General features: G+C 73.6%; 29 protein-coding genes. 20 read left to right on the forward strand and 9 right to left on the reverse strand.

Annotated elements, in window-relative coordinates:
• Nucleotides 1-201: 201 nt before the first annotated feature.
• From ABC795_RS13645 to ABC795_RS13675, 7 genes are all read left to right on the forward strand, one after another.
• Nucleotides 202-1,098, forward strand: a complete 897-nt coding sequence (locus tag ABC795_RS13645) for an ATP-binding cassette domain-containing protein (protein WP_347057733.1) — start codon at nt 202-204, stop codon at nt 1,096-1,098.
• Complete coding sequence (locus ABC795_RS13650) at nt 1,095-1,850, forward strand: ABC transporter permease (RefSeq protein WP_347057734.1); 756 nt, start codon at nt 1,095-1,097, stop codon at nt 1,848-1,850. The genes ABC795_RS13645 and ABC795_RS13650 overlap by 4 nt, the downstream gene beginning before the upstream one ends.
• A gap of 76 nt (nt 1,851-1,926) precedes the next feature.
• Nucleotides 1,927-2,736, forward strand: a complete 810-nt coding sequence (locus ABC795_RS13655; RefSeq protein ID WP_347057735.1) for an ankyrin repeat domain-containing protein — start codon at nt 1,927-1,929, stop codon at nt 2,734-2,736.
• 139 nt (nt 2,737-2,875) lie between these two features.
• Nucleotides 2,876-6,679, forward strand: a complete 3,804-nt coding sequence (locus tag ABC795_RS13660; RefSeq protein WP_347057736.1) for a multifunctional oxoglutarate decarboxylase/oxoglutarate dehydrogenase thiamine pyrophosphate-binding subunit/dihydrolipoyllysine-residue succinyltransferase subunit — start codon at nt 2,876-2,878, stop codon at nt 6,677-6,679.
• Nucleotides 6,680-6,760: 81 nt separating this feature from the next.
• Nucleotides 6,761-6,949, forward strand: coding sequence for a DUF6104 family protein (locus ABC795_RS13665; RefSeq protein WP_091928837.1), 189 nt, complete (start codon nt 6,761-6,763; stop codon nt 6,947-6,949).
• A 216-nt stretch (nt 6,950-7,165) separates the two neighbouring features.
• Complete coding sequence (locus ABC795_RS13670) at nt 7,166-7,288, forward strand: hypothetical protein (RefSeq protein ID WP_347057737.1); 123 nt, start codon at nt 7,166-7,168, stop codon at nt 7,286-7,288.
• A gap of 62 nt (nt 7,289-7,350) precedes the next feature.
• Nucleotides 7,351-8,064: a metal-dependent hydrolase gene (locus ABC795_RS13675; RefSeq protein ID WP_347057738.1), complete on the forward strand. Its 714-nt coding sequence runs from the start codon at nt 7,351-7,353 to the stop codon at nt 8,062-8,064.
• 12 nt (nt 8,065-8,076) lie between these two features.
• Here ABC795_RS13675 and ABC795_RS13680 read toward each other — a convergent pair whose 3' ends face one another.
• Nucleotides 8,077-8,373, reverse strand: a complete 297-nt coding sequence (locus ABC795_RS13680) for a hypothetical protein (RefSeq protein ID WP_347057739.1) — start codon at nt 8,371-8,373, stop codon at nt 8,077-8,079.
• A 76-nt stretch (nt 8,374-8,449) separates the two neighbouring features.
• Here ABC795_RS13680 and ABC795_RS13685 point away from each other — a divergent pair, with 76 nt between their 5' ends.
• Both ABC795_RS13685 and ABC795_RS13690 read left to right on the forward strand, forming a co-directional pair.
• Nucleotides 8,450-9,637, forward strand: a complete 1,188-nt coding sequence (locus ABC795_RS13685) for an RtcB family protein (RefSeq protein WP_347057740.1) — start codon at nt 8,450-8,452, stop codon at nt 9,635-9,637.
• A gap of 109 nt (nt 9,638-9,746) precedes the next feature.
• Entirely contained in the window at nt 9,747-11,087 is a 1,341-nt protein-coding gene (locus tag ABC795_RS13690; protein WP_347057741.1) for an aminotransferase class V-fold PLP-dependent enzyme, read from the forward strand.
• On the opposite strand, the gene ABC795_RS13695 is transcribed toward ABC795_RS13690, so the two are convergent.
• The gene (locus ABC795_RS13695; protein ID WP_347057742.1) at nt 10,994-12,190 is read right to left on the reverse strand and encodes an NADP-dependent malic enzyme; all 1,197 of its coding nucleotides are present in this window, start codon (nt 12,188-12,190) and stop codon (nt 10,994-10,996) included. The genes ABC795_RS13690 and ABC795_RS13695 overlap by 94 nt on opposite strands.
• A gap of 53 nt (nt 12,191-12,243) precedes the next feature.
• On the opposite strand from ABC795_RS13695, the gene rfbC reads away from it, so the two are divergent.
• Nucleotides 12,244-12,846, forward strand: coding sequence for a dTDP-4-dehydrorhamnose 3,5-epimerase (gene rfbC, locus ABC795_RS13700; protein ID WP_347057743.1), 603 nt, complete (start codon nt 12,244-12,246; stop codon nt 12,844-12,846).
• On the opposite strand, the gene ABC795_RS13705 is transcribed toward rfbC, so the two are convergent.
• Nucleotides 12,832-13,230 (reverse strand): S26 family signal peptidase, encoded by a 399-nt coding sequence (locus ABC795_RS13705; protein ID WP_347057744.1) that lies wholly within the window; start codon nt 13,228-13,230, stop codon nt 12,832-12,834. The two genes, rfbC and ABC795_RS13705, sit on opposite strands and share 15 nt — an antisense overlap.
• 51 nt (nt 13,231-13,281) lie before the next feature.
• On the opposite strand from ABC795_RS13705, the gene sodN reads away from it, so the two are divergent.
• The 6 genes from sodN to ABC795_RS13735 all read left to right on the forward strand — a co-directional run bounded on the left by sodN (nt 13,282) and on the right by ABC795_RS13735 (nt 17,880).
• The gene (gene sodN / locus ABC795_RS13710) at nt 13,282-13,686 is read left to right on the forward strand and encodes a superoxide dismutase, Ni (RefSeq protein ID WP_347057745.1); all 405 of its coding nucleotides are present in this window, start codon (nt 13,282-13,284) and stop codon (nt 13,684-13,686) included.
• Between the two features lie 108 nt (nt 13,687-13,794).
• Nucleotides 13,795-15,042 carry a PP2C family protein-serine/threonine phosphatase gene (locus ABC795_RS13715; protein WP_347057746.1) on the forward strand — a complete coding sequence of 416 codons (1,248 nt, stop codon included), beginning with the start codon at nt 13,795-13,797 and terminating at the stop codon, nt 15,040-15,042.
• Between the two features lie 49 nt (nt 15,043-15,091).
• Nucleotides 15,092-15,757 (forward strand): phosphatidylserine decarboxylase, encoded by a 666-nt coding sequence (locus ABC795_RS13720; protein WP_347057747.1) that lies wholly within the window; start codon nt 15,092-15,094, stop codon nt 15,755-15,757.
• A 9-nt stretch (nt 15,758-15,766) separates the two neighbouring features.
• Nucleotides 15,767-16,594: a CDP-diacylglycerol--serine O-phosphatidyltransferase gene (gene pssA, locus ABC795_RS13725; protein WP_347057748.1), complete on the forward strand. Its 828-nt coding sequence runs from the start codon at nt 15,767-15,769 to the stop codon at nt 16,592-16,594.
• Nucleotides 16,591-17,073 carry a GNAT family N-acetyltransferase gene (locus ABC795_RS13730; protein ID WP_347057749.1) on the forward strand — a complete coding sequence of 161 codons (483 nt, stop codon included), beginning with the start codon at nt 16,591-16,593 and terminating at the stop codon, nt 17,071-17,073. Before pssA ends, ABC795_RS13730 begins: the two co-directional genes overlap by 4 nt.
• Before the next feature lie 24 nt (nt 17,074-17,097).
• Complete coding sequence (locus ABC795_RS13735; RefSeq protein WP_347057750.1) at nt 17,098-17,880, forward strand: HAD-IIA family hydrolase; 783 nt, start codon at nt 17,098-17,100, stop codon at nt 17,878-17,880.
• 49 nt (nt 17,881-17,929) lie between these two features.
• Here ABC795_RS13735 and ABC795_RS13740 read toward each other — a convergent pair whose 3' ends face one another.
• Nucleotides 17,930-18,412, reverse strand: coding sequence for a hypothetical protein (locus ABC795_RS13740; protein WP_347057751.1), 483 nt, complete (start codon nt 18,410-18,412; stop codon nt 17,930-17,932).
• Nucleotides 18,413-18,501: 89 nt separating this feature from the next.
• Between ABC795_RS13740 and ABC795_RS13745 the strand changes: the two genes are divergently transcribed.
• Complete coding sequence (locus ABC795_RS13745; RefSeq protein WP_347057752.1) at nt 18,502-19,527, forward strand: diacylglycerol kinase family protein; 1,026 nt, start codon at nt 18,502-18,504, stop codon at nt 19,525-19,527.
• Nucleotides 19,528-19,807: 280 nt separating this feature from the next.
• Nucleotides 19,808-20,059: a WhiB family transcriptional regulator gene (locus tag ABC795_RS13750; RefSeq protein ID WP_091928851.1), complete on the forward strand. Its 252-nt coding sequence runs from the start codon at nt 19,808-19,810 to the stop codon at nt 20,057-20,059.
• A 127-nt stretch (nt 20,060-20,186) separates the two neighbouring features.
• On the opposite strand, the gene ABC795_RS13755 is transcribed toward ABC795_RS13750, so the two are convergent.
• Nucleotides 20,187-21,668, reverse strand: coding sequence for a sensor histidine kinase (locus tag ABC795_RS13755; RefSeq protein ID WP_347057753.1), 1,482 nt, complete (start codon nt 21,666-21,668; stop codon nt 20,187-20,189).
• A gap of 135 nt (nt 21,669-21,803) precedes the next feature.
• Here ABC795_RS13755 and ABC795_RS13760 point away from each other — a divergent pair, with 135 nt between their 5' ends.
• Nucleotides 21,804-22,301, forward strand: a complete 498-nt coding sequence (locus tag ABC795_RS13760; protein WP_347057754.1) for a GNAT family N-acetyltransferase — start codon at nt 21,804-21,806, stop codon at nt 22,299-22,301.
• Here ABC795_RS13760 and ABC795_RS13765 read toward each other — a convergent pair.
• The 4 genes from ABC795_RS13765 to ABC795_RS13780 all read right to left on the reverse strand — a co-directional run bounded on the left by ABC795_RS13765 (nt 22,298) and on the right by ABC795_RS13780 (nt 24,997).
• Entirely contained in the window at nt 22,298-22,522 is a 225-nt protein-coding gene (locus ABC795_RS13765; RefSeq protein ID WP_347057755.1) for a biotin/lipoyl-binding carrier protein, read from the reverse strand. The genes ABC795_RS13760 and ABC795_RS13765 overlap by 4 nt on opposite strands.
• Before the next feature lie 56 nt (nt 22,523-22,578).
• Complete coding sequence (locus tag ABC795_RS13770) at nt 22,579-23,628, reverse strand: biotin carboxylase N-terminal domain-containing protein (protein ID WP_347057756.1); 1,050 nt, start codon at nt 23,626-23,628, stop codon at nt 22,579-22,581.
• 338 nt (nt 23,629-23,966) lie between these two features.
• Nucleotides 23,967-24,305, reverse strand: coding sequence for a mycothiol system anti-sigma-R factor (rsrA, locus tag ABC795_RS13775; RefSeq protein ID WP_347057757.1), 339 nt, complete (start codon nt 24,303-24,305; stop codon nt 23,967-23,969).
• On the reverse strand, nt 24,302-24,997 hold the full coding sequence (locus ABC795_RS13780) for a sigma-70 family RNA polymerase sigma factor (protein ID WP_347057758.1): 696 nt from the start codon (nt 24,995-24,997) through the stop codon (nt 24,302-24,304). The genes rsrA and ABC795_RS13780 overlap by 4 nt, the downstream gene beginning before the upstream one ends.
• A gap of 197 nt (nt 24,998-25,194) precedes the next feature.
• On the opposite strand from ABC795_RS13780, the gene ybaK reads away from it, so the two are divergent.
• Nucleotides 25,195-25,668: a Cys-tRNA(Pro) deacylase gene (gene ybaK / locus ABC795_RS13785; RefSeq protein WP_347057759.1), complete on the forward strand. Its 474-nt coding sequence runs from the start codon at nt 25,195-25,197 to the stop codon at nt 25,666-25,668.
• The last annotated feature ends 4 nt before the right edge of the window (nt 25,669-25,672 follow it).

The following is a 25,672-nucleotide window of genomic DNA, read 5'->3' on the forward strand; positions in this document are numbered from 1 at the left end:
GGTTCCCGGACGGCGTCGGGGGAACGCCCCGGTGACCACCGCGCGACGCCCGGCGCGGGGCCCCCCACGGGAGGCCCGGGTGCGCTTGGATGGCCTGGCCACCAGCCCGGACGACGGGAGAACGCCATTTCCAGCGGCACGACCGCGAGGGTCGACCCGGTCGGGGTCGAGATCCGCGGACTCACCAAGTCCTTCACGAGGGTGCGGGCCGTCTCCGACCTCAGCTTCACCGTCGAGCCGGGAACGGTCACGGGCTTCCTCGGCCCCAACGGCGCGGGCAAGACCACCACGCTGCGGATGGTCCTGGGGCTGATGCGGCCCGACGCCGGCACCGCCACGTTCAACGGCACCCCGTACGCGTCGCTGTCCGCGCCGCTGCGCACGGTCGGGGCCGTGCTGGAGACCGCCTTCCACCCCGCCCGCACCGGGCGCAACCACCTCCGGGTCTACTGCCGCGCCGCCGGCATCCCCCTGCGGCGCGCCGACGAGGTGCTGGTCCAGGTGGGGCTCGCCGACGCCGGACGACGACGCGCGGGTGGCTACTCCCTGGGCATGCGGCAGCGGCTCGGGCTGGCGACGGCGCTGCTCGGCGACCCCTCCGTGCTGGTGCTCGACGAGCCGGCCAACGGGCTGGACCCGGAGGGCATCCAGTGGCTGCGCGGGTTCCTGCGCCATCTCGCCCACGACCAGGGCCGCACGGTGCTGGTGTCCAGCCACCTGCTCTCCGAGGTGGAGCAGACCGTCGACCGCGTCGTCATCGTGGGCGCCGGGCACCTGGTGCGCGAGGGCTCGATGGAGGAGCTGCGGTCGGGGGCGGACGGCGCGGGGACGGTGCTCGTGCGCAGCCCGCAGGTCGACCGGCTGGCCGAGGCGCTCCGGGCCGAGGGCACGGGGATCACCCGTGACGGCGACGCGCTCACCGTCACCGGCCGGACGACCGCGGAGATCGGCAGCCGGGCCTTCGCCGCGGGCGTGGAGTTGCACGAGCTGCGGTCGCGCACCAGCGGTCTCGAGGAGATCTACTTCCAGCTCACCGCCGGCCGGGAGCAGTACCGCGCCCCGTCCGCCGACGTGCCGTCCGCGGAGGCCTCGCGATGACCGGACTGATCCGCGCGGAGTGGACCAAGTTGTTCACGACGAAGGTCTGGCTCGGCCTGCTGCTCGGCGCCTGCCTCCTGGTGGCCGGGTTCGCCGTCCTGCTCACCGCGTTCGCCGGGAACCCCGAGTCGGGCATCCCCGCCGTGGGCACCCCGGTGTACGAAGAGCTGGCCATGGCGAACGCCGTGAACGTCAACGTGCTTTTCCTGATCCTGGGCATCATCGGGATGACCCAGGAGTACCGGCACCGCACCGCCACGCCGACGTTCCTGACCACGCCCCGGCGCGGCCGTGTGGTGGTCGCCAAGCTCGTGGCCTACGCGCTGGCGGCGACGCTGTTCGCCCTGGTCGTGCTCGCGGTGAACTACGCGGTGGTCGCCGTGCACGCCGGGGCTCGCGGGGACGCCCCGGCGCTGGGCGCCGACAACCTTGGGACGCTGGGCAGCTCGGGTCTGGCCCTGGTCATCTACGCGGTGATCGGCGTGGGCCTCGGTGCGCTGCTGCGCAACCAGGTCGGCGCCATCGTCGGTGGCCTGGTCTACCTGTTCGTGATCGAGCCGATCATCCGCTCGATCCCGGCCACCTCCGGCGCGTACAAGTGGATGCCGGGCGGCGCCCTGGAAGCGCTCACCGCCACCTTCCAGGGCCCGGACCTGCTCGACGCCTGGCAGGGCGGCCTCCTGCTGCTCGGTTACGGTCTGGTGGCCGCCCTGCTCGGCACGTTCCTGGCCGTCCGTCGCGACATCGTCTGAGGCGCCGGCGGGACCACAGGAGCCTCGCCCCCCACCGGCACGTGCGGGGCGGACCCGAACGGAGAACGGAGAACGCGTGACGACTCGCATGACCTTCCAGCGGCTGGGCCGCCTGATCGTCGACGGGGACGAGGACGGCGTCCGCTCCGCCGTCACCGAGGCGCCGCGCCTGCTCACCGGGACCGTCGACCGGGAGGGCGAGGGGGGCTGGACCCCGCTGCACCTGGCCGTGGCCTGCGACCGGGTCGGCGTCGTCCGGGTCCTGGTCCAGGCGGGAGCCGACCTCGCGGCCCGCACCGAGCAGCACCGCACCCCGCTGCACGTGGCCCTGGAGCACGCCCCCGACCTCGTGCCCGTGCTGGTGGAGCTGGGCGCCGTCGTCGACGCGCCGAGCGCGGCCTACCTCGACGACGTCGACCGGCTCACCGCCGAGCTCGACGGCGGCGCGGCCCTCACCGACCCGACCACCGGGGTGGGCCTGCTCGCGTGGGCCGCCTTCGGTGGTGCGGCCGGCGCGGCGCGGCTGCTGCTCGCCCGGGGCGCCGACCCCGACGGCGGAGCGCTGCACGCCGCGACCGCGGGCGGCAGCGCGGAGGTCGTGCGGCTGCTGCTGGAGGCGGGGGCCGACGTCGACGACCGGGACCCCGACACCGGCCGCACCCCGCTGCACGCCGCGGTGGCGGCCGGCGCAACCGGCGACGCGCCCGAGATCGTGCGGCTGCTGCTGGAGGCGGGCGCCGACGTCGACGCCACCACCCACGACGGGGCCAGCGCGCTGGACATCAGCCGCGTGGCGGCAGCCCGGCACCGGCGGGCCGACGAGGACCGGGCCACGGGCAACGACGACCTCGTCGAACTCCTCGTGGCCCACGGCGCGAGCCACTGATCACCGTGCGGGACGGGTGCACGGTTCCCGCTCCGTGCCGAGTCAGCGGCCCGGCACGGGCGTAGACTCGACATCCGGTCCAGCGACGCCCCTCAGACGCAGCCCCATAACGAAGAAGGCACTCGACCCCGTGTCAAGCGTGAGTTCATCCCGACCGTCGTCCACTTCGTCCCCCGTTGCCGGTTTCGGCACGAACGAGTGGTTGGTAGAGGAGATGTACCAGCAGTTCCTCGCCGACCCGTCCAGCGTCGATCAGGCGTGGCACGAGTTCTTCGCCGACTACCGGCCGGGCACGCCCGCCGGCGGCGACCGGGAGCAGGCGCCGTCCGGCAACGGCGCGCCGGCGGCCCCGAAGCCCGCGGCCCCGAAGCCCGCGGCACCGGAGCAGGCGGCTCCGGAGCAGGCGGCTCCGCGGCGGGCCGCCCCGGCCGTGCCCGCACCCGAGGCCCCGGCCGAGAAGAAGGCCGACGTCCAGCGCCCGGCCGCCGGGCCCCAGCCGACGGGGAGCTCGCCCGTGCAGAAGTCCACCCAGTCCACCACCGCGGCAGCCCCCAAGGCCGCTCCCAAGCCGCCGGTCGGCGACGGCAAGCAGTCCCCGCTGCGCGGCGCCGCCGCTGCGGTGGTCAAGAACATGAACGCCTCGCTGACCGTGCCGACGGCGACCAGCGTGCGCGCGGTGCCGGCCAAGCTCCTGGCCGACAACCGCATCGTCATCAACAACCACCTCGCCCGGGCGCGGGGCGGCAAGATCTCCTTCACCCACCTGATCGGCTACGCGCTGGTCCGGGCGCTCGACGCGTTCCCGAACATGAACAGCGCCTTCGCCGAGGTCGACGGCAAGCCGGTGCTGGTGCAGCCGGAGCACGTCAACTTCGGGCTGGCCATCGACCTGCCGAAGCCCGACGGGTCGCGCTCGTTGGTGGTCGCGTCGATCAAGGGCGCCGAGGAGATGGACTTCGCCGGCTTCTGGGCCGCGTACGAGGACATCATCCGCCGTGCCCGGAACAACAAGCTGACGATGGAGGACTTCTCCGGCACCACGATCAGCCTGACCAACCCCGGCACCATCGGCACCAACCACTCGGTGCCCCGGCTGACCGCCGGGCAGGGCGCGATCATCGGCGTGGGCGCGATGGAGTACCCGGCCGAGTTCCAGGGGATGAGCCCCGAGGTCCTCACCGAGATGGGCGTCTCGAAGATCATCACGCTCACCTCGACCTACGACCACCGGATCATCCAGGGCGCGGAGTCCGGCGACTTCCTGCGCAAGCTCCACTCGCTCCTGCTGGGCGAGGACGGCTTCTACGACGAGGTCTTCCGCTCGCTGCGGATCCCCTACGAGCCGGTGCGCTGGATGCCGGACGTGCGGATCACGCGCGAAGGGCAGATCGACAAGGAAGCCCGCGTCATCGAGGTCATCGAGTCCTACCGGCGCAACGGCCACCTGATGGCCGACACCGACCCGCTCGAGTTCAAGGTCCGCACCCACCCGGACCTGGACATCCTCCAGCACGGGCTGACCCTGTGGGACCTCGACCGGAAGTTCCCGGTCGGCGGCTTCGCCGGTGAGCGACTCATGACGCTCCGGGACATCCTCGGCGTGCTGCGCAACTCCTACTGCCGCAGGGTCGGCGTGGAGTACATGCACATCACCGACCCCGAGGAGCGCCAGTGGCTCCAGCAGCGGATCGAGGTCAAGCACGAGCAGCCCGACCGCGAGAAGCAGAAGCACGTGCTCGGCCGGCTCAACGCCGCCGAGGCGTTCGAGACCTTCCTGCAGACGAAGTACGTCGGGCAGAAGCGGTTCAGCCTCGAGGGCGGCGAGTCGCTGATCCCGGTGCTCGACGAGGTGCTGCTGGCCGGCACCGACCACGGGCTCGACGAGGTCGCCATCGGCATGCCGCACCGCGGCCGGCTCAACGTGCTGGCCAACGTGCTGGGCAAGAGCTACGCCAAGATCTTCGGCGAGTTCGAGGGGAACATCGACCCCGGCACGGTGCAGGGGTCCGGTGACGTCAAGTACCACCTGGGCGCCACCGGGACGTTCCGCAACCCGTTCCGCGACGACGCCGAGATCGCCGTCTCCCTGGCCAGCAACCCGAGCCACCTGGAGACGGTGAACCCCGTCCTCGAGGGCATCGTCCGGGCCAAGCAGGACATGATCGACAAGGGCGAGCAGGGCTTCACCGTCCTGCCCGTCCTGCTGCACGGCGACTCCGCCTTCGCCGGCCAGGGCGTCGTGCAGGAGACGCTGAACCTCTCCCAGCTGCGCGGCTACCGCACCGGCGGCACCGTGCACGTCGTCGTCAACAACCAGGTCGGCTTCACCACCAGTCCCGGCTCGGCGCGGTCGACCCTGTACTCGACCGACGTCGCGCGGATGGTCAACGCCCCGATCTTCCACGTCAACGGCGACGACCCCGAGGCCTGCGTCCGGGTGGCCCGGCTGGCGGTCGAGTACCGGCAGCAGTTCAAGAAGGATGTCGTCATCGACCTCGTCTGCTACCGCCGGCGCGGGCACAACGAGGGCGACGACCCATCGATGACCCAGCCGCAGATGTACGACATCATCGACCGCAAGCGCTCGGTGCGGAAGCTGTACACCGAGGCGCTGGTCGGCCGCGGGGACATCACGCTCGAGGAGGCCGAGGAGGCCCTCAAGGACTACCGCGGCCAGCTGGAGCGGGCCTTCGCCGAGACCCACGACGCACAGGACTCCTCCAAGCCCGAGCCGGTCATGGACCCGCGCACGCCGCAGGAGTCGACGGTCCGGACGGCGGTCACGCAGGAGGTCCTCAAGACCATCGGCGACGCGCACGTCTCCTTCCCGCCGGACTTCACCCCGCACCCGAAGCTGCAGAAGATGCTGGAGAAGCGGGCCGCGATGGCCAGCGAGGGCGGCATCGACTGGGCCATGGGCGAGCTGCTGGCCTTCGGGTCACTGCTGATGGAGGGCGTGCCGGTCCGCCTGGCCGGCCAGGACTCCCGCCGCGGCACGTTCGTGCAGCGCCACTCGGTCCTGATCGACCGGGAGAACGGGGCGGAGTACACCCCGCTGGCCAACCTGACCGAGGAGCAGGCGAAGTTCTTCGTCTACGACTCGCTGCTCAGCGAGTACGCGGCGCTCGGCTTCGAGTACGGCTACTCGGTGGCCAACACCAAGGCCCTGGTGCTGTGGGAGGCCCAGTTCGGCGACTTCGTCGACGGGGCCCAGATGGTCATCGATGAGTTCATCAGCTCCGGCGAGGCCAAGTGGGGGCAGCGCTCCGGCGTCGTCATGCTGCTGCCGCACGGCATGGAGGGGCAGGGCCCCGACCACTCCAGCGGCCGGATCGAGCGGTTCCTGCAGCTGTCGGCGGAGAACAACATGACCGTTGCCAACTGCACCACCCCCGGCAACTACTTCCACCTCCTCCGCCGCCAGGCGCTCTCCGACGTGCACCGGCCGCTGGTCGTCTTCACGCCGAAGTCGCTGCTGCGGGCGAAGGCCGCGGTCAGCCCGGTCGCCGACTTCACCGAGCAGAACTTCCGCTCGGTGCTGCCCGACACCGGTGTCGGCGGCGAGCCGCTGGAAGCCTCCACGGTGAAGCGCGTGCTGCTCTGCAGCGGCAAGGTCGCCTACGACCTCATGGCGCAGCGCGAGTCCGACGGCCGCGCCGACACCGCGATCGTGCGGGTCGAGCAGCTGTACCCGCTGCCGGCCGAGCAGATCCGTGCCGAGCTGGAGCGCTACTCGAACGCGACGGACGTGGTGTGGGTGCAGGAGGAGCCGGCGAACATGGGCGCCTGGCAGTTCATGGCGGTCAACCTGCCCGAGGAGCTCCCGGAGGGCCGGAAGCTGCGGCGGGTGAGCCGCCGGGCGTCGGCCAGCCCGGCGGTCGGCTCGGCGAAGGTGCACGAGGTCGAGCAGCGCAAGCTGGTCGCCGAGGCCTTCGCCGACTGACCCGGTCGACCGACGGCGGATCCACCGACCGACGCCCGGCCCCCGATCACCTCGGGGACCGGGCGTCGTAGGTTCTCCGGCATGTACTTCACGGACCGGGGCCTGGAGGAGCTGGCCGAGCGGCGGGGCGGGGAGCAGGTCACCCTGGCCTGGCTGGCCGACCAGATGCAGGCGTTCGTCGACCAGCACCCCGACTTCGAGGTGCCCGTCGAGCGGCTGGCCACCTGGCTGGCCCGCGGCGGCACGGACGACGACGACCTCGACGACTGACAGAGGATCCCCTGACCCCACCACTGGCGAGCTGGTGGCGGGACACTGCAGGGGGCCCGGCAGTGCCTGCTGACCTGCCGCTGGCGCGGGTACAGGTCCGTGCCGACGCCACCGATCCCGATGCCTGGTTCTGGGAGCTGCCGGGCGTCGCGGCGACCGGCTCGCAGGTCCCGCTGGCCACCCACTCCCCCGTGCTCGCCGCGCTCCCGGGCGCCCGTGTACGAGCTCGACGAGGCGGGGTCCACCGAGCGCTCGTGGGCCGGCCTGGACCTGGTCCGCGACTGGCGGACGTTCTGCGACGCGCCCGAGCGGCTGCTGCGCCACCTGCCCGATGACTGAACGAGGGGGACACGCCGCAGCACCTGCCCGCGCGGGCCGCGGCGCGGCTGCACGCTGAGCTCATGCTCGGTCACTCCCACGCGCTCTCCGGCCTCGCCGCCGGCGCCGCGACCCTGCCGTGGGCCCCGGCCCAGGGAGCGGTCGGCCAGGCAGCGTGGGTCGCCGCCGTCGGCGGGATGGCGATGCTGCCCGACCTCGACCACCGCGACTCCACGGTCTCGGACATGTGGGGCCCGGTCACCGACGTGCCCGCGGGCGCGATCGGGGCGCTCGCCGGCGGGCACCGCTGGGGGACCCACGACGCGATCCTCGCCCCGCTGGCGTTCGGTGCGCTCGCCGTCCTCGCCTCCGGTGCCTTCTGGTCCAGCCTCCTGCTGCTGGCCCTGGCCATCGGCCTGGCGCTGCGGGCCCTGCACTTCGTCATCCCCGGACGCACCGAGACGACGATCCTGGGCAACCTCCTGCTGTCGTGGGGCGGCGCCTGGCTGGTGCTCGACCACACGACCACGCCGTCCTGGCTCCCCTGGGCGGTCGCCGCAGGCGTGCTGACCCACATCGCCGGCGACGCGATCACCACCGCCGGGGTACCGGTGCCGCTGCTCTGGCTGGTCCGCCGGAAGCGGCTGGCCCTCTCCCCCATCCGCACCGGCGCGGCCGTGGAGAAGGTGGCCCTGGTGCCGCTCTTCGTGGTGGCCACCGTCGTCCTCGCCTACACCAACACCGACCTGCACCTCGCCGTCGACCCGCTGGTGGACCGGCTGCTCAGCTCCGGCTGAGACCGCCCGCCGTCACGGGCGGGGGTTGGTCCTGGTCCAGCCGCGGTCGTCCCGGCGGGCGCCCTGTGCCGCGCGGCAGCGGCGGCAGACCTCCTGCACCTCCTCGGCGTGCCGGCCGGACTCGGGCTGCACGTCGGGCCAGGCGACGTGCGGGAAACGCGTCAGCCGTGACCGGCTCAGGGACAGCCCGCAGGCGGTCTCGTTGCGCCCGCGCTCCCAGGCGTGCACCTCACCGGCCGGGTACCGGATGCCGTCGTCGGGGTCGACCCACTGGCCCGTGGCGGCGACCGCCGCCCTGCTGGCTGCCATGCGCCCCTCGATACCCGCGATCCGGCCCCGGGACAAACCGTTCGCCGCGATCGGCCGGAGCCCGCAGACTCGAGGGGTGGAGAGACTGTCGGACAAGCTCCTGAACTGGGCGAGCATCCTCGACGAGGAGACGCTGAAGCAGGCCGAGCGCACCGCCTCCCTGGACATCGTCGACCCGCACGTGGCCCTCATGCCCGACGCACACCTGGGCAAGGGCGCCACCGTCGGCTCGGTGCTGCCGACGCGCGGGGCGATCATCCCGGCGGCGGTCGGCGTCGACATCGGCTGCGGCATGATCGCCGTCCGGACCCCGTGGTCGGTGGACCAGGTGCGGGCGCGGGGCCCGCTGGCGCCGCTGCGCGGCGACATCGAGCGGGCGGTGCCCCTCTCGGCCGGCCGGTACAACAAGAAGCTCACCGAGTCGGCGCGGCGCCGGGTCGCCGAGCTGGAGGCGAAGGCCGAGGAGCTGGGCGACCGGGTCCTGCACTCGGTGACGACGACGGCGCCGAACTGGGCGTTGCAACTGGGCAGCCTCGGCTCGGGCAACCACTTCATCGAGGTGACCGCGGACGAGCGCGACCGCGTATGGCTGTTCCTGCACTCCGGCAGCCGCGGGGTGGGCAACAGGATCGCTCAGAAGCACATCGCGATCGCCCAGGAGCGGGCCCGCCGCGACGGCCTGCACCTGCCCGACCGGGACCTGGCCTGGCTCGACGAGGGCACCCCGGAGTTCGACCGGTACATCGCCGAGCTGCGGTGGGCGCAGCACTTCGCGCTGCTCAACCGCGAGGAGATGATGGACCGGGTCGCCGACTGCCTGGCCCGGCACATGCGCGCCGACGCGACGCCGGAGCTCGAGCGGGTCAACTGCCACCACAACTTCACCCAGCACGAGAAGCACTACGGCGCCGATCTCTGGGTGTCCCGGAAGGGCGCCATCCAGGCGAGGAAGGGGCAGCCGGGGCTCATCCCGGGGTCGATGGGGACGGCGAGCTACGTGGTCACCGGGCTCGGCAACCCCGAGTCGCTGAACTCCTCACCGCACGGCGCGGGGCGGGTGTTCTCGCGGACCAAGGCCCGCAAGACCTTCACCCGGGCCCAGCTGGAGGAGTCGATGCGGGGCATCGAGTGGCGGCACAGCGACGCCTTCCTCGACGAGATCCCCGGGGCCTACAAGGACGTCGACCAGGTCATGGCCGACGCCGCGGACCTCGTGGAGGTCCGGCACACGCTGCGCCAGCTGGTCAACGTGAAGGGGGATTGACCCGACCTACGTCTACGACTCCGGTCGGGCCGACGTCGACGGGCTCGCCGCGGCCGCGCAGGCGGCGTTCCAGTGGACGAACGCCCTGGACCCGACCGCCTTTCCCAGCGTGGCGCGGATCGAGAACGACCTCGTCGGGGCGGCCCTGGCGCTGCTCGGCGGCGGCCCGGAGGCGGTGGGCACGCTGACCAGCGGCGGAACCGAGAGCTGCCAGCTCGCCGTCCTGGCCGCCCGCGAGCGCTGGCGGGCGGCGGGCGGCACCGGCCGGCCGGTGCTGCTGCTGCCGGTGACGGCGCACGCCGCGTTCCGCAAGGTCGCCCACCTGTTCGACGTCGAGGTGCGCGACGTGCCGGTCGACCCGGTCACCTGCCGGGTGGACCCCGCGGCGGTGGTCCGGCTGCTGGACGAGCGGACGGTGCTGGTGGTGGTCAGCGCGCCGTCCTACCCGCACGGCGTGCTCGACCCCGTGGGGGAGATCGCCGGGCTGGCGGCCGTGGCCGGGGTGCCGTGCCACGTCGACGCCTGCATCGGGGGCTGGGTCCTGCCGTTCCTCGAGGACGTCCCGGAGCGCTTCGACCTCTCGGTGTGGGGCGTGACCTCGCTGTCGGTGGACCTGCACAAGTACGGCTACGCACCCAAGGGCGTCTCGGTGCTGCTCACCGCCACGCCGGAGCTGCGGCACGCGCACTGGTTCTCCACGGCGGGCTGGCCCGGCTACCCGGTGGTCAACCCGACCCTGGCCGGCACCCGGCCGGCCGGTGCCATGGCCGCCGCCTGGGCGGTGCACCGGTGGCTGGGCACCGAGGGCTACCGCGAGCTCGCCCTCAGGGCTCGGGACGCCACCGTGCGGCTCGCGGACGGGATCGACACGATCGACGGCTTGCGGGTCATCGGCCGCCCGGCGGCGACGCTCGTCGCGGTCGCGGAGGACCGACCGGAGGGCGTCGACGTGCTGAACCTGGCCGACGAGATGACCGCCCGCAGCTGGCTCATCCAGCCGCAGCCGCCCTTCGCCCAGGAGCGCGGGGACCTCCCCGCCACGGTGCACCTGACCGTCACGGCGGCGACCGCCGACCGGGTGGACGCGCTGCTGGCCGATCTGCGGGACGGCGCACGGTCGGCCACCGCGCTGCCCCGGCCCGTGCCGGACCCGGACCTGGTGGCCGCGGCCGCCACCATCGACCCGGCGGCGCTGACCGTCGCCGACGTCGATTCGCTGCTGGAGCTCGCCGGGCTCTCCGGCGGATCGCTCCCCGCGCGCATGGCCGCCGGTGCACGCGCTGGTCGCCGCGCTGCCCCGACCGGTCGCCGAACGGCTGCTCGCGGGCGTCCTCGGTCGCGTCTACCGGCCGACGCTCAGCGGGTGACGCGCTGCTCCCGCGCGCACCCCGCCACGGCGTCGGCGACGGCGGTCGCGACCCGGCGGTCCAGTGGGCTGGGCACGATGTAGTCGGCCCGCAGGTCCTCGCCGACGACGTCGGCGATCGCCGTGGCGGCCGCCAGCTTCATCTCCTCGGTGATGCTGGTCGCCCCGGCGTCGATGGCGCCGCGGAAGACGCCCGGGAAGGCGAGCACGTTGTTGATCTGGTTGGGCAGATCGCTGCGCCCCGTGGCGACCACGGCGGCGTACCTCGCCGCCACCTCCGGGTCGACCTCGGGGGTGGGGTTGGCCAGCGAGAACACGATGCAGTTCTCGGCCATCGACGCGATCGCCTCCTCGGGCACCGAGCCGCCGGACACCCCGAGGTAGACGTCCGCCCCCCGCAGCGCCGAGACCATGGAGCCGGCGAAACCGGACTCGTTGGTGTTCTCGACCAGCCACTGCTTCGTGCCGGTCAGCGCCTCCCGGCCGGCGTGCAGGACGCCCTGCGAGTCGGCGACGGCGATGTCGCGCACGCCCGCCTCGAGCAGGATCTTGGTGCAGGCGACCCCCGCCGCCCCGGCGCCGGAGACCACGACCCGCAGGTCGCCGAGCTCCCGCCCGACCACCGTCGCCGCGTTGCGGAGCGCCGCGAGCACGACGATCGCCGTCCCGTGCTGGTCGTCGTGCATGACCGGGATGTCCAGGCGCTCGCGCAGCCGGGCCTCGATCTCGAAGCAGCGGGGGGCGCTGATGTCCTCGAGGTTGATGCCGCCGAAGGAGGGGGCGATCGCGGCGACGGTCTCGACGATCTCCTCGACGTCGGTCGTGGAGAGCACGATCGGCACCGAGGAGAGGCCGGCGAACTCGCTGAACAGGCAGGCCTTGCCCTCCATCACCGGGAGCGCGGCGGTGGGGCCGATGTCGCCGAGCCCCAGCACGGCCGTGCCGTCGGAGACGACGGCGACGACCCGGGGCGCCCAGGTGAACCGGCGGGCGAGCTCGGGCTCGGCGGCGATCGCGCTGGACACCCGGGCGACGCCGGGGGTGTAGGTGAGCGCGAGGTCGGCGATCGAGCCGATGGAGCGGGTGGAGGCCACGGAGAGCTTGCCGCCCTCGTGCACCGCGAACGCCGGGTCGGCCGCGAAGCGGTCGCTGCTGACGTGGTCCCCGGGCGCCGGATTCCCGCTCATGGGCACAGCAGCGTAACCGGGTGCAGCGATCGCGTTGCGGTTACGGTACGACCGTGCAGATCCGCGAGCTCGCCGTGCCCGACAGCTACGCGCTCGACCTGGTGCCGCACGGCGACACGCGCGGCCGGTTCACGGAGTGGTACCGGGCCGACGTGCTGTCCCGAGCCGTGGGTCACAGCCTCCCGCTCGCCCAGGCGAACCACAGCGTCTCCGCACGGGGCGTCCTCCGCGGTGTCCACTTCGCGCTCGTGCCCCCCGGCCAGGCGAAGTACGTCTACTGCCCGGCCGGCCGGGTGCTCGACGTCGTCGTCGACGTCCGGGTCGACTCGCCCACGTTCGGCGTGCACGACGCGGTGGTCCTGGACAGCGAGCAGCCGAGCGCAGTCTACCTCGCCGAAGGGCTCGGCCACGCCTTCGTCGCGCTGGAGGACCGCAGCTCGGTCACCTACCTGGTCTCCTCCGGCTACGACCCGGGGCGGGAGTTCGGCGTCTCGCCACTGGACCCGGATCTGGACCTGCCCTGGCCGTCCGACCTCGAGCTGGAGCTGTCGGCCAAGGACCGGGCCGCCCCCACCCTGGCCGAGGCGCGGGCGCAGGGCCTGCTGCCGACCATGGCCGAGTGCGCCGCGCGGTACGCCCGGCTACGCCAGGTGTGAGGGCGGGGCGCCGGGGAGCCGGCCCGGGCGGGGCCACAGCCGGGCGGTGATGCGGCCCACCACGACGGCGACGCCGAACGAGCGGCTGTCGTCGGTGACGAACGGGTTGTCCCCCTCCACCCAGTGCCCACCGGGGACCGCCCGGCGCACCCGCTTGACCACCAGCAGGTCCGGCCGCGACGGGAACCGCGCCAGGACGACGTCCCCCGGGCGCACCCCGCGCGACCACCGGCCCCCGGACCGCACCCGCCGGGCCAGCAGGAGGTCACCCGAGCGGACGGTCGGGGACATGGACGGCCCGCTCACCCGGACCGGTCGCCACGCACCCGGCAGCGGGTCCACCGGGCCGTCCCCGCGCTCTCCCGCACTGTCGCCGTCGATCACCGCGAGTAGGGTCGCAGACGACACAACCCCACGATCCTCGGAGGCATCCCCATGCGTCTCACCCGCATGTTCTCCGCCGTGGAGGCCACCGCGCACTGCGACCTCCCCTGCGGCGTCTACGACCCGGCCCAGGCCCGCATCGAGGCGGAGTCGGTCAAGGCCATCCAGGAGAAGTACCAGGGCAACGACGACCCGGTCTTCCGCACCCGCGCCGTCCTGATCAAGGAGCAGCGGGCGGACCTCGTCAAGCACCACCTGTGGGTGCTGTGGACCGACTACTTCAAGCCCCCGCACTTCGAGAAGTACCCGCAGCTGCACGAGCTGTTCAACAAGGCCACCAAGCAGGCCGGCGCCGCCGGCGGCAAGGGCAGCATGGACCCCGCCGAGGGCCAGAAGCTGCTCGACTACATCGCCGAGATCGACAAGATCTTCTGGGAGACCAAGGCAGCTGCCTGAGACCGGATCTGCGCTGCTGCCGGGCCGCCCTCGTGGGTGGTCCGGCAGCGCCGTCTCGGAAACTCCTCCCACCCTGGCGACGCCGCGCCGGCGCCTAGGGTCTGCCCCATGCGCGGCTCGGAGGACTTCGTGATCGACGTCGGGCAACTCCTGGAGAGGGTCGAGGACGCGGCACCCATCGAGGCGGTGGAGGCCGTCGCCGACGCCCTGGGGGCGATGGTCGAGGCCCGCAGCGCGACCTTGCTGATCGCCGACTTCACCGGCCGGGCCGTCGTCCGGCTGACCTCGGCCGCCCTGGTCGAGGGCGCGCGCAGGCACGGGGGCGAGCAGGCCGAGACGCTGTCGCTGGCCGGCACGGTCTACGAGCAGGTCCTGCGGACGCAGGAGGCCGACGTCCGGGAGGCCGTCGACGGGGCGGTGGTGGTCGTGCCGGTCACCGACCGGGGCGACGCGATCGGCGTCATCGAGTTCGACCTCGCCCGCTACCCCTCCGCGAAGGAGATGGCGGAGATCCGTACCGCGGCGCACGCGCTCGCCTACGTGGTCATCGCCGCCCGCCGGCACACCGACGTGTTCGAGTGGGGGCAGCGCTCGACGGAGTTCGCGCTGGCCGCGGAGATCCAGCGTCGGCTGCTTCCCGCGTCCTACACGTGCGAGGCCGGTCAGTTCACCCTTGCAGGGTGGCTGGAACCGGCCAGCTCGGTCGGCGGGGACACCTTCGACTACACGCTGGACCGCGACTGCCTCCAGTTGTCGATCACCGACGCCGTCGGCCACCAGGTCGCCGCGGCCCTGCTGGCCACCCTGCTGGTGGGGGCGCTGCGCAACGGTCGGCGACGCGGCATGGACCTCGCCGAGCAGGCCCGGTACGCCAACGACGCCCTCGCGGAGAACGCGGACGCCGGGCAGTTCGTCACGGGGCAGCTGGTGCGGGTGGACCTGCACGCCGCTACCGCGACGGTCGTCAACGCCGGGCACGTCCTGCCGCTGCGGCTGCGCGACGGCCGGGTCGAGGAGGTCGACCTGCGGGTCGAGCCGCCGTTCGGCGTGGTTCCCGGCAAGTCCTTCGACGTCCAGCCCTTCCCGCTCGAGCCCGGTGACCGGATCGTCTTCCTCACCGATGGCATGCAGGAGCGCAACGCGGTCGACCTGGATGTCGCGAGAACGCTGGCGGACACCGCCGACCTGCACCCGCGAGAGGTGGTCCACGCCCTCGGCAGGGCCGTCCTCAAAGAGACCGGCGGGGACCTGCGCGACGACGCCACGATGATCTGCCTCGACTGGTACGGCGGCCCGCCGCGACCGCGCACCAGCGAGCAGGGGGCCGACCCGGACATCACCTCGCCGCCGGCCTGAACCCGGGATCCGGACCGACCGCGGGCGCGGCCGGTACGGTTTGCAGACGATGCGCATCGACCCCGCCGGGTGGCCCTTCATCACCGGACCGCTGGCCCCAGCCGCCCTGCTCGCCGCGGGAGGCCGGACCACCGGCCGCCGGAGCCTCCGCCTGGCCGCCTGGCCACTGGTGGGGCTGTCGGCGTACATGGCGCTGTTCTTCCGCGACCCGGACCGGCGCTGCGACACCGTGCCGGTCGACCCGGACGACGTCCTGTCCCCGGCCGACGGCGTGGTGATGGTGGCCGGTGAGCCGCAGGAGGGAGTGGCCCCCGACGGCGACTGGCAGCAGGTGAGCGTCTTCCTGTCGGTGGTGGACGTGCACGTCAACCGCTCCCCGTACCACGGCGAGGTCGTGGAGAGCTCCTACCGCAAGGGCAGCTTCCTCGCGGCCTACCGGAAGGAGTCGGCGCACCGGAACGAGCGCAGCGAACTGTGGCTGCGCGACGGGGACCGCACGGTCGTCTTCCGCCAGATCGTCGGCGTGCTCGCCCGCCGGATCGTCACCCGCACCGGGCCCGGGCAGCAACTGGCCACCGGGGAGCGGATGGGCCTGATGAAGTTCGGCTCGCGCATGGACGTGTTCGTGCCGCCCGAGTGCGAGATCACCGTGACGAAGGGGCAGCGCGTGCGGGGCGGCGAGACCGCCATCGCCCGCTGGTCCTCGACCCGCTGAGGGTTCGCCGTGCCCAGCTCCGCCTCCGGCCACCGGCCCCCGCAGACCCGCCGCACGGCCACCGTCGAGTTCGTGCGCGGCTCGGTGCGGGGCAGCCGGCGGCGTGCGCTCGCGACCCTGCCCAGCCTCTTCACGCTCGCCAACATGTTCTGCGGGTTCCTCGCCATCCTGGTGTCGATCCGCGGTCAGTACACGCTCGCGGCCGTCCTGGTCGGGCTGTCGGTGCTGTTCGACATCGTCGACGGCGCCGTCGCCCGCCTGGTCGGCGCCGTCACGCCGTTCGGTCTGCAGTTCGACTCGCTGGCCGACCTGGTCTCCTTCGGGCTGGCCCCGGCGCTGCTCGCGTTCACCCTGTTCTCCGAGGGGCGCGACGGGTGGGACCCGCTCGGCTGGGTCGTCTGCTTCCTGTGGGTGGCGTGTGCCGCCATCCGCCTGGCCCGGTTCAACACGACCATCGACCCGACGGCGGACAAGCGGTACTTCATCGGCATGCCGAGTCCCGGTGCCGCCGGCGTCGTGCTGGCGTCGGTGTTCGCCTTTGGCGACGACATGCAGGGCCGTGACCGGCTCTGGGTGCTGCTCGTGGTGGCCGTCCCCGCGGTGCTGATGGTCACCGACGTCCGCTTCCGGTCGTTCCGGTCGCTGGTCAGCCCGAAGAGCGGCCGCCCCTACGGGCTGGTCGCCACGGCGGTGCTCCTGGTGATCGGCCTCGCGCTGTTCCCGGTTGTCACCGGATGCGTGCTCGCCTACGGCTACCTGCTCGCACCGGTGCTCGTGCCGGTGCTGTCACCACTGGGCCGGCTGGTGCCGGCCCGCCTGAAGGAGCTCCTCTCATGAGCGTGCGCCCGATCCGCCCCGACGACGTCCCCGCCGTCGTCGGGCTGGTGCGCGAGCTCGCCGACTACGAGAAGGCGCTGCACGAGGTCCGCCTGACCGAGGAGCAGCTCACCGCCTGCCTGTTCGGCGACTCCCCCGCCCTGTTCGGCCACGTGGCCGAACGCGACGGCCGGGTCGTCGGCACGGCCCTGTGGTTCCTCAACTTCTCCACCTGGCGGGGCACCCACGGCATCCACCTCGAGGACCTCTACGTCCAGCCGCAGCACCGCGGCGCCGGGCTCGGCCGGGAACTGCTGCGCACGCTCGCACAGGTCTGCGTCGACCGGGGCTACTCGCGGCTCGAGTGGTCGGTGCTGGACTGGAACACCCCGTCGATCGACTTCTACCGGGCCGCCGGCGCCGTGCCCATGGACGAGTGGACGGTGTTCCGGCTCACCGACGACGCGCTCGCGTCGTTCGCCTGCGCCGCACGGGAGTGACCCACCGGCGCTAGCGTTCGGCCCGTGACCACCGAGCGCGGACCGATCGAGTGCTGGCTGACCGACATGGACGGGGTCCTGGTCCACGAGGGACACGCCCTGCCCGGGGCGAAGGAGTTCCTCGACCGCCTGGTCGAGCGGCGGCGTCGGTTCCTCGTCCTCACCAACAACTCGATCTTCACACCGCGTGACCTCGCGGCCCGGCTCAGCCGCACCGGGCTGCTGGTGCCCGAGGAGGCCATCTGGACCTCGGCGCTCGCGACCGCCGACTTCCTCACCACCCAGCTGCCCGGCGGGTCGGCCTACGTCATCGGCGAGGCCGGGCTGACCACGGCGCTCTACGAGGCCGGCTACACCCTCACCGACAGCGATCCGGACTACGTCGTCCTCGGGGAGACGCGCACGTACTCGTTCGAGGCGATCACGCGGGCGATCCGGCTCGTCGGTGGCGGCGCCCGCTTCATCGCCACGAACCCCGACGTCACCGGCCCCTCGCCCCAGGGCCCGCTGCCGGCCACCGGGTCGGTCGCCGCCATGATCACCGCGGCGACCGGCGCGAAGCCCTACTTCGTCGGCAAGCCGAACCCGATGATGTTCCGCAGCGCCATGAACCGCATCCAGGCGCACTCGGAGTCCACGATCATGGTCGGCGACCGCATGGACACCGACGTCGTCGCCGGGATCGAGGCCGGTCTGGAGACCGTGCTCGTGCTGTCCGGGTCCACCGCGGCCGACGAGGTGACGCGCTTCCCCTTCCGGCCCAGCCGGGTGCTCGACTCCATCGCCGACGTCATCGACCTGATCTGAGGGAGCCCCCTCTCCACCTCGCGGGTTCGGGCGCGCCCCTGAGGGGACCTCAACGGTCCAGGTAGGCCAGGCGGGACTCGGGGGTGGCCAGCAGGTAGAGCACGGTGCCGACCAGCGCCAGGATCGGCAGGCCGATCAGCGGCTGCTGGGCCGAGAAGGCGAAGGTGAAGCCGGTCAGCCCCAGGAACAGCTGCAGGGCGATCACCGGCCCGCGGGCCCAGCCGGCCACCCGCCACAGGCCGCGGGCGGCGGCACCGAGGACGCCGGCGGCCAGCGCGGCCAGCACCACCTCGGCCAGGGCCCGGGGCACGCTCTCGGGGTCGCCGGTCACGGTGAGGACGAGCAGCACCAGCGCGCCGAGGCCGAACAGCAGCGCCTCGAGCCCCACCGCCAGCGCAGCCCGGCGGAGCGACGGCGGCGCCTCGGTGCGTGGCGTCGCGGGGCGGGGCGCAGGTTGCGCGATCGAGGCGCCGAACAGGCGGTCGGCGAGGCGACGGGGCGGCGGTGCGGGCGCGCCGCGGTCCTCGGTCACGACGGCGAGACTACGCGGCGCCCGCTCGCCGCAGGCCCGTCGCCCGGCGCCGCCGACGGGTGCCCGCGCCCCCTGGATAGCCTGGCGGCATGCGCGCGCTCGTGGTCGTCAACCCGGCGGCCACCACCACCACCGCGAAGACGCGGAACGTGCTCGTGGGTGCCCTCGCCAGCGAGCTGAAGGTCGACGTCGCCGAGACCGGACACCGCGGCCACGGCCGGGAGCTGGGTGCCCAGGCGGTCGCCGACGGGATCGACGTGGTCGTCGCCCTCGGCGGCGACGGCACCGTGAACGAGGTGGTCAACGGGCTGCTGGCCGACGGCCCCGGGGCGGGCGTGCCCATGCTGGCGGTCGTCCCGGGCGGCTCGACCAACGTGTTCTCCCGGGCCCTGGGCCGCTCCCTCGACCCGGTGGAGGCGACCGCGGAGATCCTGGCCTCGTTGCGGGCGGGCCGCACCCGGTCGGTCTCCCTGGGCACCGCCAGCGCCACGGGGACCAGCACCGCGGCGGTGACCGGCGTGGCGCCGGCCGCGGCGGAGGCGGTCGCCCGCGCCGACGCCGACGCCGACGGGCCGGGGTGGACCGATCGACGCTGGTTCGTCTTCGCCGCCGGGTTCGGCTTCGACGCGGAGGTGATCGCCCGGGTGGAGGCGCGCCGGGCGCAGGGCCGCCGTTCGACCGGCGCTCTCTACGTCCGCGAGGGCACCAGCGCCTTCCTCTTCGGCCGCGAACGCCGGCGTCCGGCCATGACCTTGCAAGTGCCCGGCGAACCGCCGCTCGAGGAGCTGTTCCTCTGCCTGGTCTCCAACGTCAGCCCCTGGACGTACCTGGGCGCCCGGCCGGTGAACCCCACGCCTCGAGCCTCCTTCGACACCGGGCTGGACGTCTTCGCCCTCGGCCGCACGGGCACCACCCGCATGCTCCGGGCCCTGCGGCAGACCATGCGGCCGGAACCAGACCTGCGCGGGCGTGGCCTGCACCGCCGGCACGACCTCCGGGAGCTCACCGTCACCGCCGTGCGACCGCAGGGCTGGCAGGTCGACGGCGACCACCTCGGCACCGCCACCGGCGTGCGGTTCCGGAACGTGCCCGACGCCCTGCGCGTCATCGCGTAACCGGCGTGTCCCGGCCCGGGCGCGAGGACATTCCCTCCGCCGAGTGGCAGGCCTAGCACGGCCGTGGTGAGGTTGCTCACGCGGGGGTCAGCGCTGACCGCGTTTCCCTTGACAGGCGTCCGGCACGTGAAAACATCGCTGCTGGAACGCAACCTGCCGGTAACAAAGCAGGCAGTCGCTGCCGCCATGGCGCTGGGTACACCGGTGTCGGCCCGGCGATGGCAGACCGAGCTACGCGACTGACGTACCGACCGCAGACGACATCGAGGAGTACAACGCCATGGACTGGCGCCACCGCGCGCTCTGCCGGGACGAGGATCCGGAGCTGTTCTTCCCCATCGGGACGACCGGTCCGGCCCTGGTCCAGATCGAGCAGGCGAAGGCCGTCTGCCAGCGCTGCCCGGTGGTCTCGTCGTGCCTGGACTGGGCTCTGCGCTCGGGTCAGGACTCCGGCGTCTGGGGTGGGCTCTCCGAGGACGAGCGGCGCGCGCTGAAGCGTCGCCAGGCTCGCACCCGGGTCCACACCGCCTGACCAGGAGCACCACGACGGCTGCCGGGGACTCCCGGCGGCTCACCGCACCACCGCGTTCGCACTGACCGCCACGAGGCCGGTCCGGCTCCCCCCGGACCGGCCTCGGCGCTTTCCGGCGGCGCCGGGCTCAGCGCCGCGGCCAGCCGTTCCCGGGCAGGTGCAGCACCACCTCGGTGCCGGGTCGTCCCTCCGGCGCACCCATCGTGAGGCTGCCGCCCAGCTCGCTGGTCACCAGCGTCCGGACGATCTGGAGGCCGAGCCCGTCGCTGACGGCCGGGTCGAACCCCGGCGGCAGACCCCGGCCGTCGTCCCGGACGCGGACGAGCAGGTCCTCGCCGTTCCGCTCGGCGACGAGCTCGATGACGCCGGGCTCCCCCTCGGAGAAGGCGTGCTCCGCGGCGTTGTGCAGCAGCTCGGTCACCGCCAGGACCAGCGGGGTGGCCGCCGCCGCCGGCAGCTCGCCGAACGATCCGGTCCGCCGGGTCCGCGCCGCCGGGCCCACCGACGTCAGGTCGCCGAGCATCGGCAGCACCTGGTCGAGGACGTCGTCGACGTCGACGACGTCCTCCCGGCTGCCGGCCAGCGTCTCGTGCACCACGGCGATCGAGGCCACCCGGCGCACCGACTCCTCGAGCGCCGCCCGGGCGGCCGGCTCGGTCATCCGGCGGGCCTGCAGCCGCAGCAGCGCGGCCACCGTCTGCAGGTTGTTCTTCACCCGGTGGTGGATCTCCCGGATGGTCGCGTCCTTGGTCAGCAGTGCCCGGTCCCGCCGCCGGACGTCGGTCACGTCGCGCACCAGCACGAGCGCGCCGGGGGCTGCGCCGGGCACCTGCAGGGGCAGGGCCCGGAGCAGCAGGGTGGCGCTGGCCGCCTCGACGTCCATCGGATCGGGGTAGCGCCCCGCGACCGCCGCCGTGATGCCCGCGGCGGCCGCCTCCCCCGCCACCCGGTCGGTCACCGCCCGGCAGGTCACGTCGGCGAGCTGCGCGCCGGCCAGGTCACCGGCCACCCCGATCCGCCGGTAGGCCGACAGCGCGTTCGGGCTCGCGTAGGTGACGCGTCCGGCCCCGTCCAGGCGCACCAGCCCGTCGCCGACCCGCGGGCTCATCTCGGCGTCCTGGAGCTTCACCGGCGGGAACGTGCCAGCCGAGACCATGAGGCAGAGGTCGGCGGCGATGTCGAGGTAGGTCAGCTCGAGGGTCGACGGCGAGCGGGTGACCGCGAGGTTGGTGTCCTTGGCCAGGACGGCGATGCCCACGCCCTCGTGCCGGACCGGGATCACCTCGCGCCGCCGTGGCGTGTGCCCGGTCCGGTCGGGGTCCCCGTCCAGCACCGGCCGGCCGTCCCGGAGGGCCACGGCGAACGGCCGGGCCTCCTCCGGACCGGTCTCGACGCCGACCATGTCCTCCGGCCGGCTGGTGGGTGCGGTGAGCGGCCGCACCTGGGCCACGCACCACCAGGAGCCCGAGGGCAGCGGCACCCACAGCGTGAGGTCGGCGAAAGCCAGGTCCGCCAGCAGCTGCCAGTCGGCGACCAGGCGCCGCGCGTGGGCGATCTGGGCAGGGCTGGACGCCGTTCCGCGGGTGAGGCGTTCGGAGAGGCTGCTCATGGTGCGCCGAGCTTAGGACCCCCTCCCGGGGTCCTCCCCGCGCGGGCGAGGGGCGAGGTGGACGGGGTCGGTGCCCTGCCCAGTTGGACGCAGGCTCGCCGCGGGACCCGGCAGAGGGCCACTTAGGCTGCGCGCGTGGTAGCCCTTCCCGCCGTCGTCATCGAGGCCGCCGGGCGCCGCGACCACGACCGCATCGCCCAGCTCACCGTCGACGTCTACGTGGGCGGCGGGCTCGCCTCCAGCGGGTACGCGGCGGAGCTGGCCGACGTCGCCGGCCGGGCGCGCCAGGCCGAACTCCTCGTGGCGCGCGATGCGACCGGCCGGGTTGTCGGCAGCGTCGCGTTCGTACCGGGGGGCGCGTTCGGCGAGGTGCTGGAGTCCGCCGACGAAGCAGGCTTCCGGATGCTCGCCGTGGACCCGGACGCGCAGGGCCAGGGCATCGGGGCGGCGCTGGTGCAGGAGTGCCTGCGCCGTGCGTCGGCGGCAGGCAAGCGGCGGGTGGTGATCTCGACGGGCACGCGCATGACCGCGGCGCACCGGCTGTACGAGCGGCTCGGATTCACCCGCCTGCCCGAGCGGGACTGGACGCCGGTGCCGGGCATCGACCTGCTGGTCTACGCCCGCGACCTCTAGGCATCGACGACGGTGGCGATCAGGTCGCCCTCCTGGAGGACCTCGCCCTCCACGACGTGCAGCTCCCGCACCGTGCCCGAACGCTCCGTGAGGACCGGGATCTCCATCTTCATCGACTCGAGGATGACCAGCGTGTCGCCGGCGGACACCGGCGCACCGGGCTCGACCAGCACCTTCCAGACGCTGGAGACCATCTCTGCGTGGATCTCCTCGACCGCCACCGGAACCTCCCGCGCTCACCGTCCGTGAGCCCTCATCCAAGCACGCGGCCGGCGGATCAGGCGTCCGGGACGGCCCGCCCCTGAGCGAGTCGCCCGACCACCGCGCAGACCTCCGGACCGTCGTGCGGAACGCCGGTCTCGGGCAGCCCGCTCAGCGCCAGAGCAGCGGCGCGGGCGGCCGTCGCGACGTCCACCGCCCCGGCGCTGACCGTGACCAGCAACGCGTCGTACCAGCCGTCGAGCCGGTCACCGGGGTCGTACCCGGTCACCGCCACCAGGTCGATGTCCGCCTCGGCCACCAGCCGGCGCCCGGAGCCGGGCAGCCGCCCGCTGATCCGGCCCGCGGTGCCCGGGGGCAGGGTCGATCGCAGCTGGACGGCCACCGCGGCACGCACGTCCGGGCGAGCCGCCGGACCGGGGCCGGGCACCGGTGACCCGACCGCGCTGCGCAGCGCCAGCTCGACGGCGTCCACGCCGTGCGCGCGCTCCAGCACCGCCATGTCGAGGGAGACCCCGGCGGCGACCTCGGTCAGCTTTCCGTCCGGGGCGATGCCCACGGTGACCAGGCCGCGCCAGCCGATCTCCGCGAGCCGCTGCGCCGCCGGCGGCACGTCGCCGGGCGCTCCGGGGGTCCAGGACACCCGCGCGATGCCGGCCGCGCGGTCCCGGGCCACCGGCGTGGGGAACCGCAGACCCTCGTCGGTCACCCAGGCCAGGAGGCCCCGCTCGCTGGCCGGCTCCACGCCGTCGCCGCCCAGCCGCTCCAGCACCTCCGGAGCCGGGCCTGCCCAGCGCAGCCCCGCGCCGAGGACGGCGCTCGCCAGTCGCGCGTTCCCGGCCAGCGCGGGTGGGACGGGGAGCACGGTGTCGGCCCCGCTGCGCCGGGCCGCCTCCACGATGCGGTCGACCGCCAGGTAGGACTCCGCGGCCGGGGCGGGGCCGAGCAGCACCCCGTCGTCGGCCAGCCGGACGTGCCGCGCCGCGTGCTCGGTCTCGCTGTACACGGCGACGGCCTTGAGACCGAGCCGCTGGCACGCGCCCACCGCGGCGCAGCCCGCCGGGCCCCGTCCTGCGACCAGGACGGTCTCGATCCCCAGCTGCGGCACTGCTGTTCCTCCTGCATCCCATCGCCCGGCCCGGCGCACGGCCAGGCGCCTCCGTGAGAGGCTTGTCCGGTCAGCTTGGCGGGTTCGTCGGCGTCGTGCACCCTACGTGGGCCGCGCCGACCCCCCGCGGGATCCACGGGCCGAGCGGGCCCACCGGTGAGGGTGAGAGGAGGGCAGCGATGTCCAAGCGTGGACGCAAGCGTCGCTCCCGCAAGGGGAACAAGGCCAACCACGGCAAGCGCCCCAACGCGTGAGAGCGGCCCCTCTGCATGCAGAGGGGGTATGCGCCAGAGGCCCAGGACCCGACGGGTTCTGGGCCTCTGGCGTTCAGCAGCGCCTCACGCGGTGGGGCGCTCCTCCGACCGCTCGATCGTCAGCCGCTCCACGCTGACCTGCGTGCCGTCCTCCTCGAAGGAGACGCTGGTCAGCTGCGTCTTGATCCGCTCGCGCAGACCCGACGGCGGCTTGTCGCCCCCGCAGCGCCGGCGCACCAGGGCCTTGAACTCCTGCTCGATGCCGAACTCGCGCAGACAGGAGGAGCAGTCCTCGAGGTGCTCGGCGATCAGGCCGCGCCGCTCGTCGGTGGTCTCGTGGTCGAGGAACTCGAAGACGTGCGTCAGGACGTCGTCGCACGAGTTGATGTCGAGGGGTCCGCCGGACCCGTGCTCGCTGCTCACGAGTGGGTCGCCTCCTCACCGGCTCCGGCGCGGACGAAGCCGCGCTCGCGGGCGTAGTCGGCCAGCAGCTTCTGCAGCCCCCGGCGACCGCGGTGCAGCCGGGACATCACCGTGCCGATGGGCGTGCCCATGATCTCGGCGATCTCCTTGTAGGCGAAGCCCTCGACGTCGGCCAGGTAGACGGCGAGCCGGAAGTCCTCCGGCAGCTGCTGCAGGGCGTCCTTGATGTCGGAGTCGGGCAGGTGGTCCAGCGCCTCGATCTCGGCCGAGCGCAGACCCGAGGAGGTGTGCTCCTCCGCCGCGTAGAGCTGCCAGTCCTGCACCTGCTCGGTGGGGTACTGCTGCGGCTGCCGCTGCTTCTTGCGGTAGCTGTTGATGTAGGTGTTCGTCAGGATCCGGTACAGCCAGGCCTTGAGGTTGGTGCCCTCGGCGAACTGGTGGAACGCGGAGTAGGCCTTCACGAAGGTCTCCTGCACCAGGTCCTCGGCGTCGGCCGGGTTGCGGGTCATCCGCAGGGCCGCCGGGTAGAGCTGGTCCAGGTAGGGCAGCGCGTCGCGCTCGAACCGGGCATCCCGCTCGGCGCGGGTCTCGGCGAGCTCCGTGCGGCTCCCGCCCTCGCGGGCCTCCGGCACCTCCACCGGGGCGCCCTCGGGCAGCTGACCGGCGTTGTCGACCGCGGAATCCTCAGGCACCGACCGTCCTCTCCGGGGCCCCCGGACGCGGGGCACCACGTCGGTCGATCCTAGCCGTGCGGCGTCCGGACGGCCCGGGGGACGCCGGTGCACGGCCCGCGTGCGGGTGGTGGAGACGCTGCTGCTCACGGCGGGTGCAACGGCACCGGCGCCCGCGGCCATTCCCACCGGGCCGGTGATCGCTACGCTCCGGCGCCGTGGCGGCAACCCCGGCGGTGCGGGTCCTGGAGCAGGCGAAGGTGGCCCACACGCTGCACCCGTACGACCCCGGGCACCCGGCTGACCGGGGACACGGCGAGGCCGCCGTCGCCGCGCTGGGTGCCGACCCCCGCCAGGTGTTCAAGACCCTGGTGACCCACGTCGACGGCGTCCTCACCGTCGCGGTCGTGCCGGTCAGCGGGACGCTCGACCTCAAGGCGCTGGCCACGGCCGCCGGCGGACGCAGGGCGGCGATGGCCGAGCCCGCCGACGCCGAGCGCGCGACCGGCTACGTGCTCGGCGGGATCAGCCCCCTCGGCCAGCGGAAGGCGCTGCCCACCGTGGTCGACGCCTCCGCCCTGGGGTTCCCCACGGTGCTGGTGAGCGCGGGCAAGCGCGGGCTCCAGCTGGAGCTGCCGCCGGGCGAGCTGGTGCGGCTGACCCGGGCCCGGACGGCGCCGATCGGCCGCTGACCGC

This window comes from Blastococcus sp. HT6-30 (assembly GCF_039729015.1).
Taxonomy (GTDB): Bacteria; Actinomycetota; Actinomycetes; order Mycobacteriales; family Geodermatophilaceae; genus Blastococcus.

Coding starts and splice junctions, on each gene's coding strand:
- ABC795_RS13650 (WP_347057734.1), top strand. CDS start 1,095: ATGACCGGACTGATCCGCGCGGAGTGGACCAAGTTGTTCACGACGAAG.
- ABC795_RS13715 (WP_347057746.1), top strand. CDS start 13,795: ATGCGCGGCTCGGAGGACTTCGTGATCGACGTCGGGCAACTCCTGGAG.
- ABC795_RS13745 (WP_347057752.1), top strand. CDS start 18,502: ATGCGCGCGCTCGTGGTCGTCAACCCGGCGGCCACCACCACCACCGCG.
- ABC795_RS13675 (WP_347057738.1), top strand. CDS start 7,351: ATGCTCGGTCACTCCCACGCGCTCTCCGGCCTCGCCGCCGGCGCCGCG.
- ABC795_RS13750 (WP_091928851.1), top strand. CDS start 19,808: ATGGACTGGCGCCACCGCGCGCTCTGCCGGGACGAGGATCCGGAGCTG.
- ABC795_RS13680 (WP_347057739.1), bottom strand. CDS start 8,373: ATGGCAGCCAGCAGGGCGGCGGTCGCCGCCACGGGCCAGTGGGTCGAC.
- ABC795_RS13665 (WP_091928837.1), top strand. CDS start 6,761: ATGTACTTCACGGACCGGGGCCTGGAGGAGCTGGCCGAGCGGCGGGGC.
- sodN (WP_347057745.1), top strand. CDS start 13,282: ATGCGTCTCACCCGCATGTTCTCCGCCGTGGAGGCCACCGCGCACTGC.
- ABC795_RS13720 (WP_347057747.1), top strand. CDS start 15,092: ATGCGCATCGACCCCGCCGGGTGGCCCTTCATCACCGGACCGCTGGCC.
- ABC795_RS13755 (WP_347057753.1), bottom strand. CDS start 21,668: ATGAGCAGCCTCTCCGAACGCCTCACCCGCGGAACGGCGTCCAGCCCT.
- ABC795_RS13695 (WP_347057742.1), bottom strand. CDS start 12,190: ATGAGCGGGAATCCGGCGCCCGGGGACCACGTCAGCAGCGACCGCTTC.
- ABC795_RS13730 (WP_347057749.1), top strand. CDS start 16,591: ATGAGCGTGCGCCCGATCCGCCCCGACGACGTCCCCGCCGTCGTCGGG.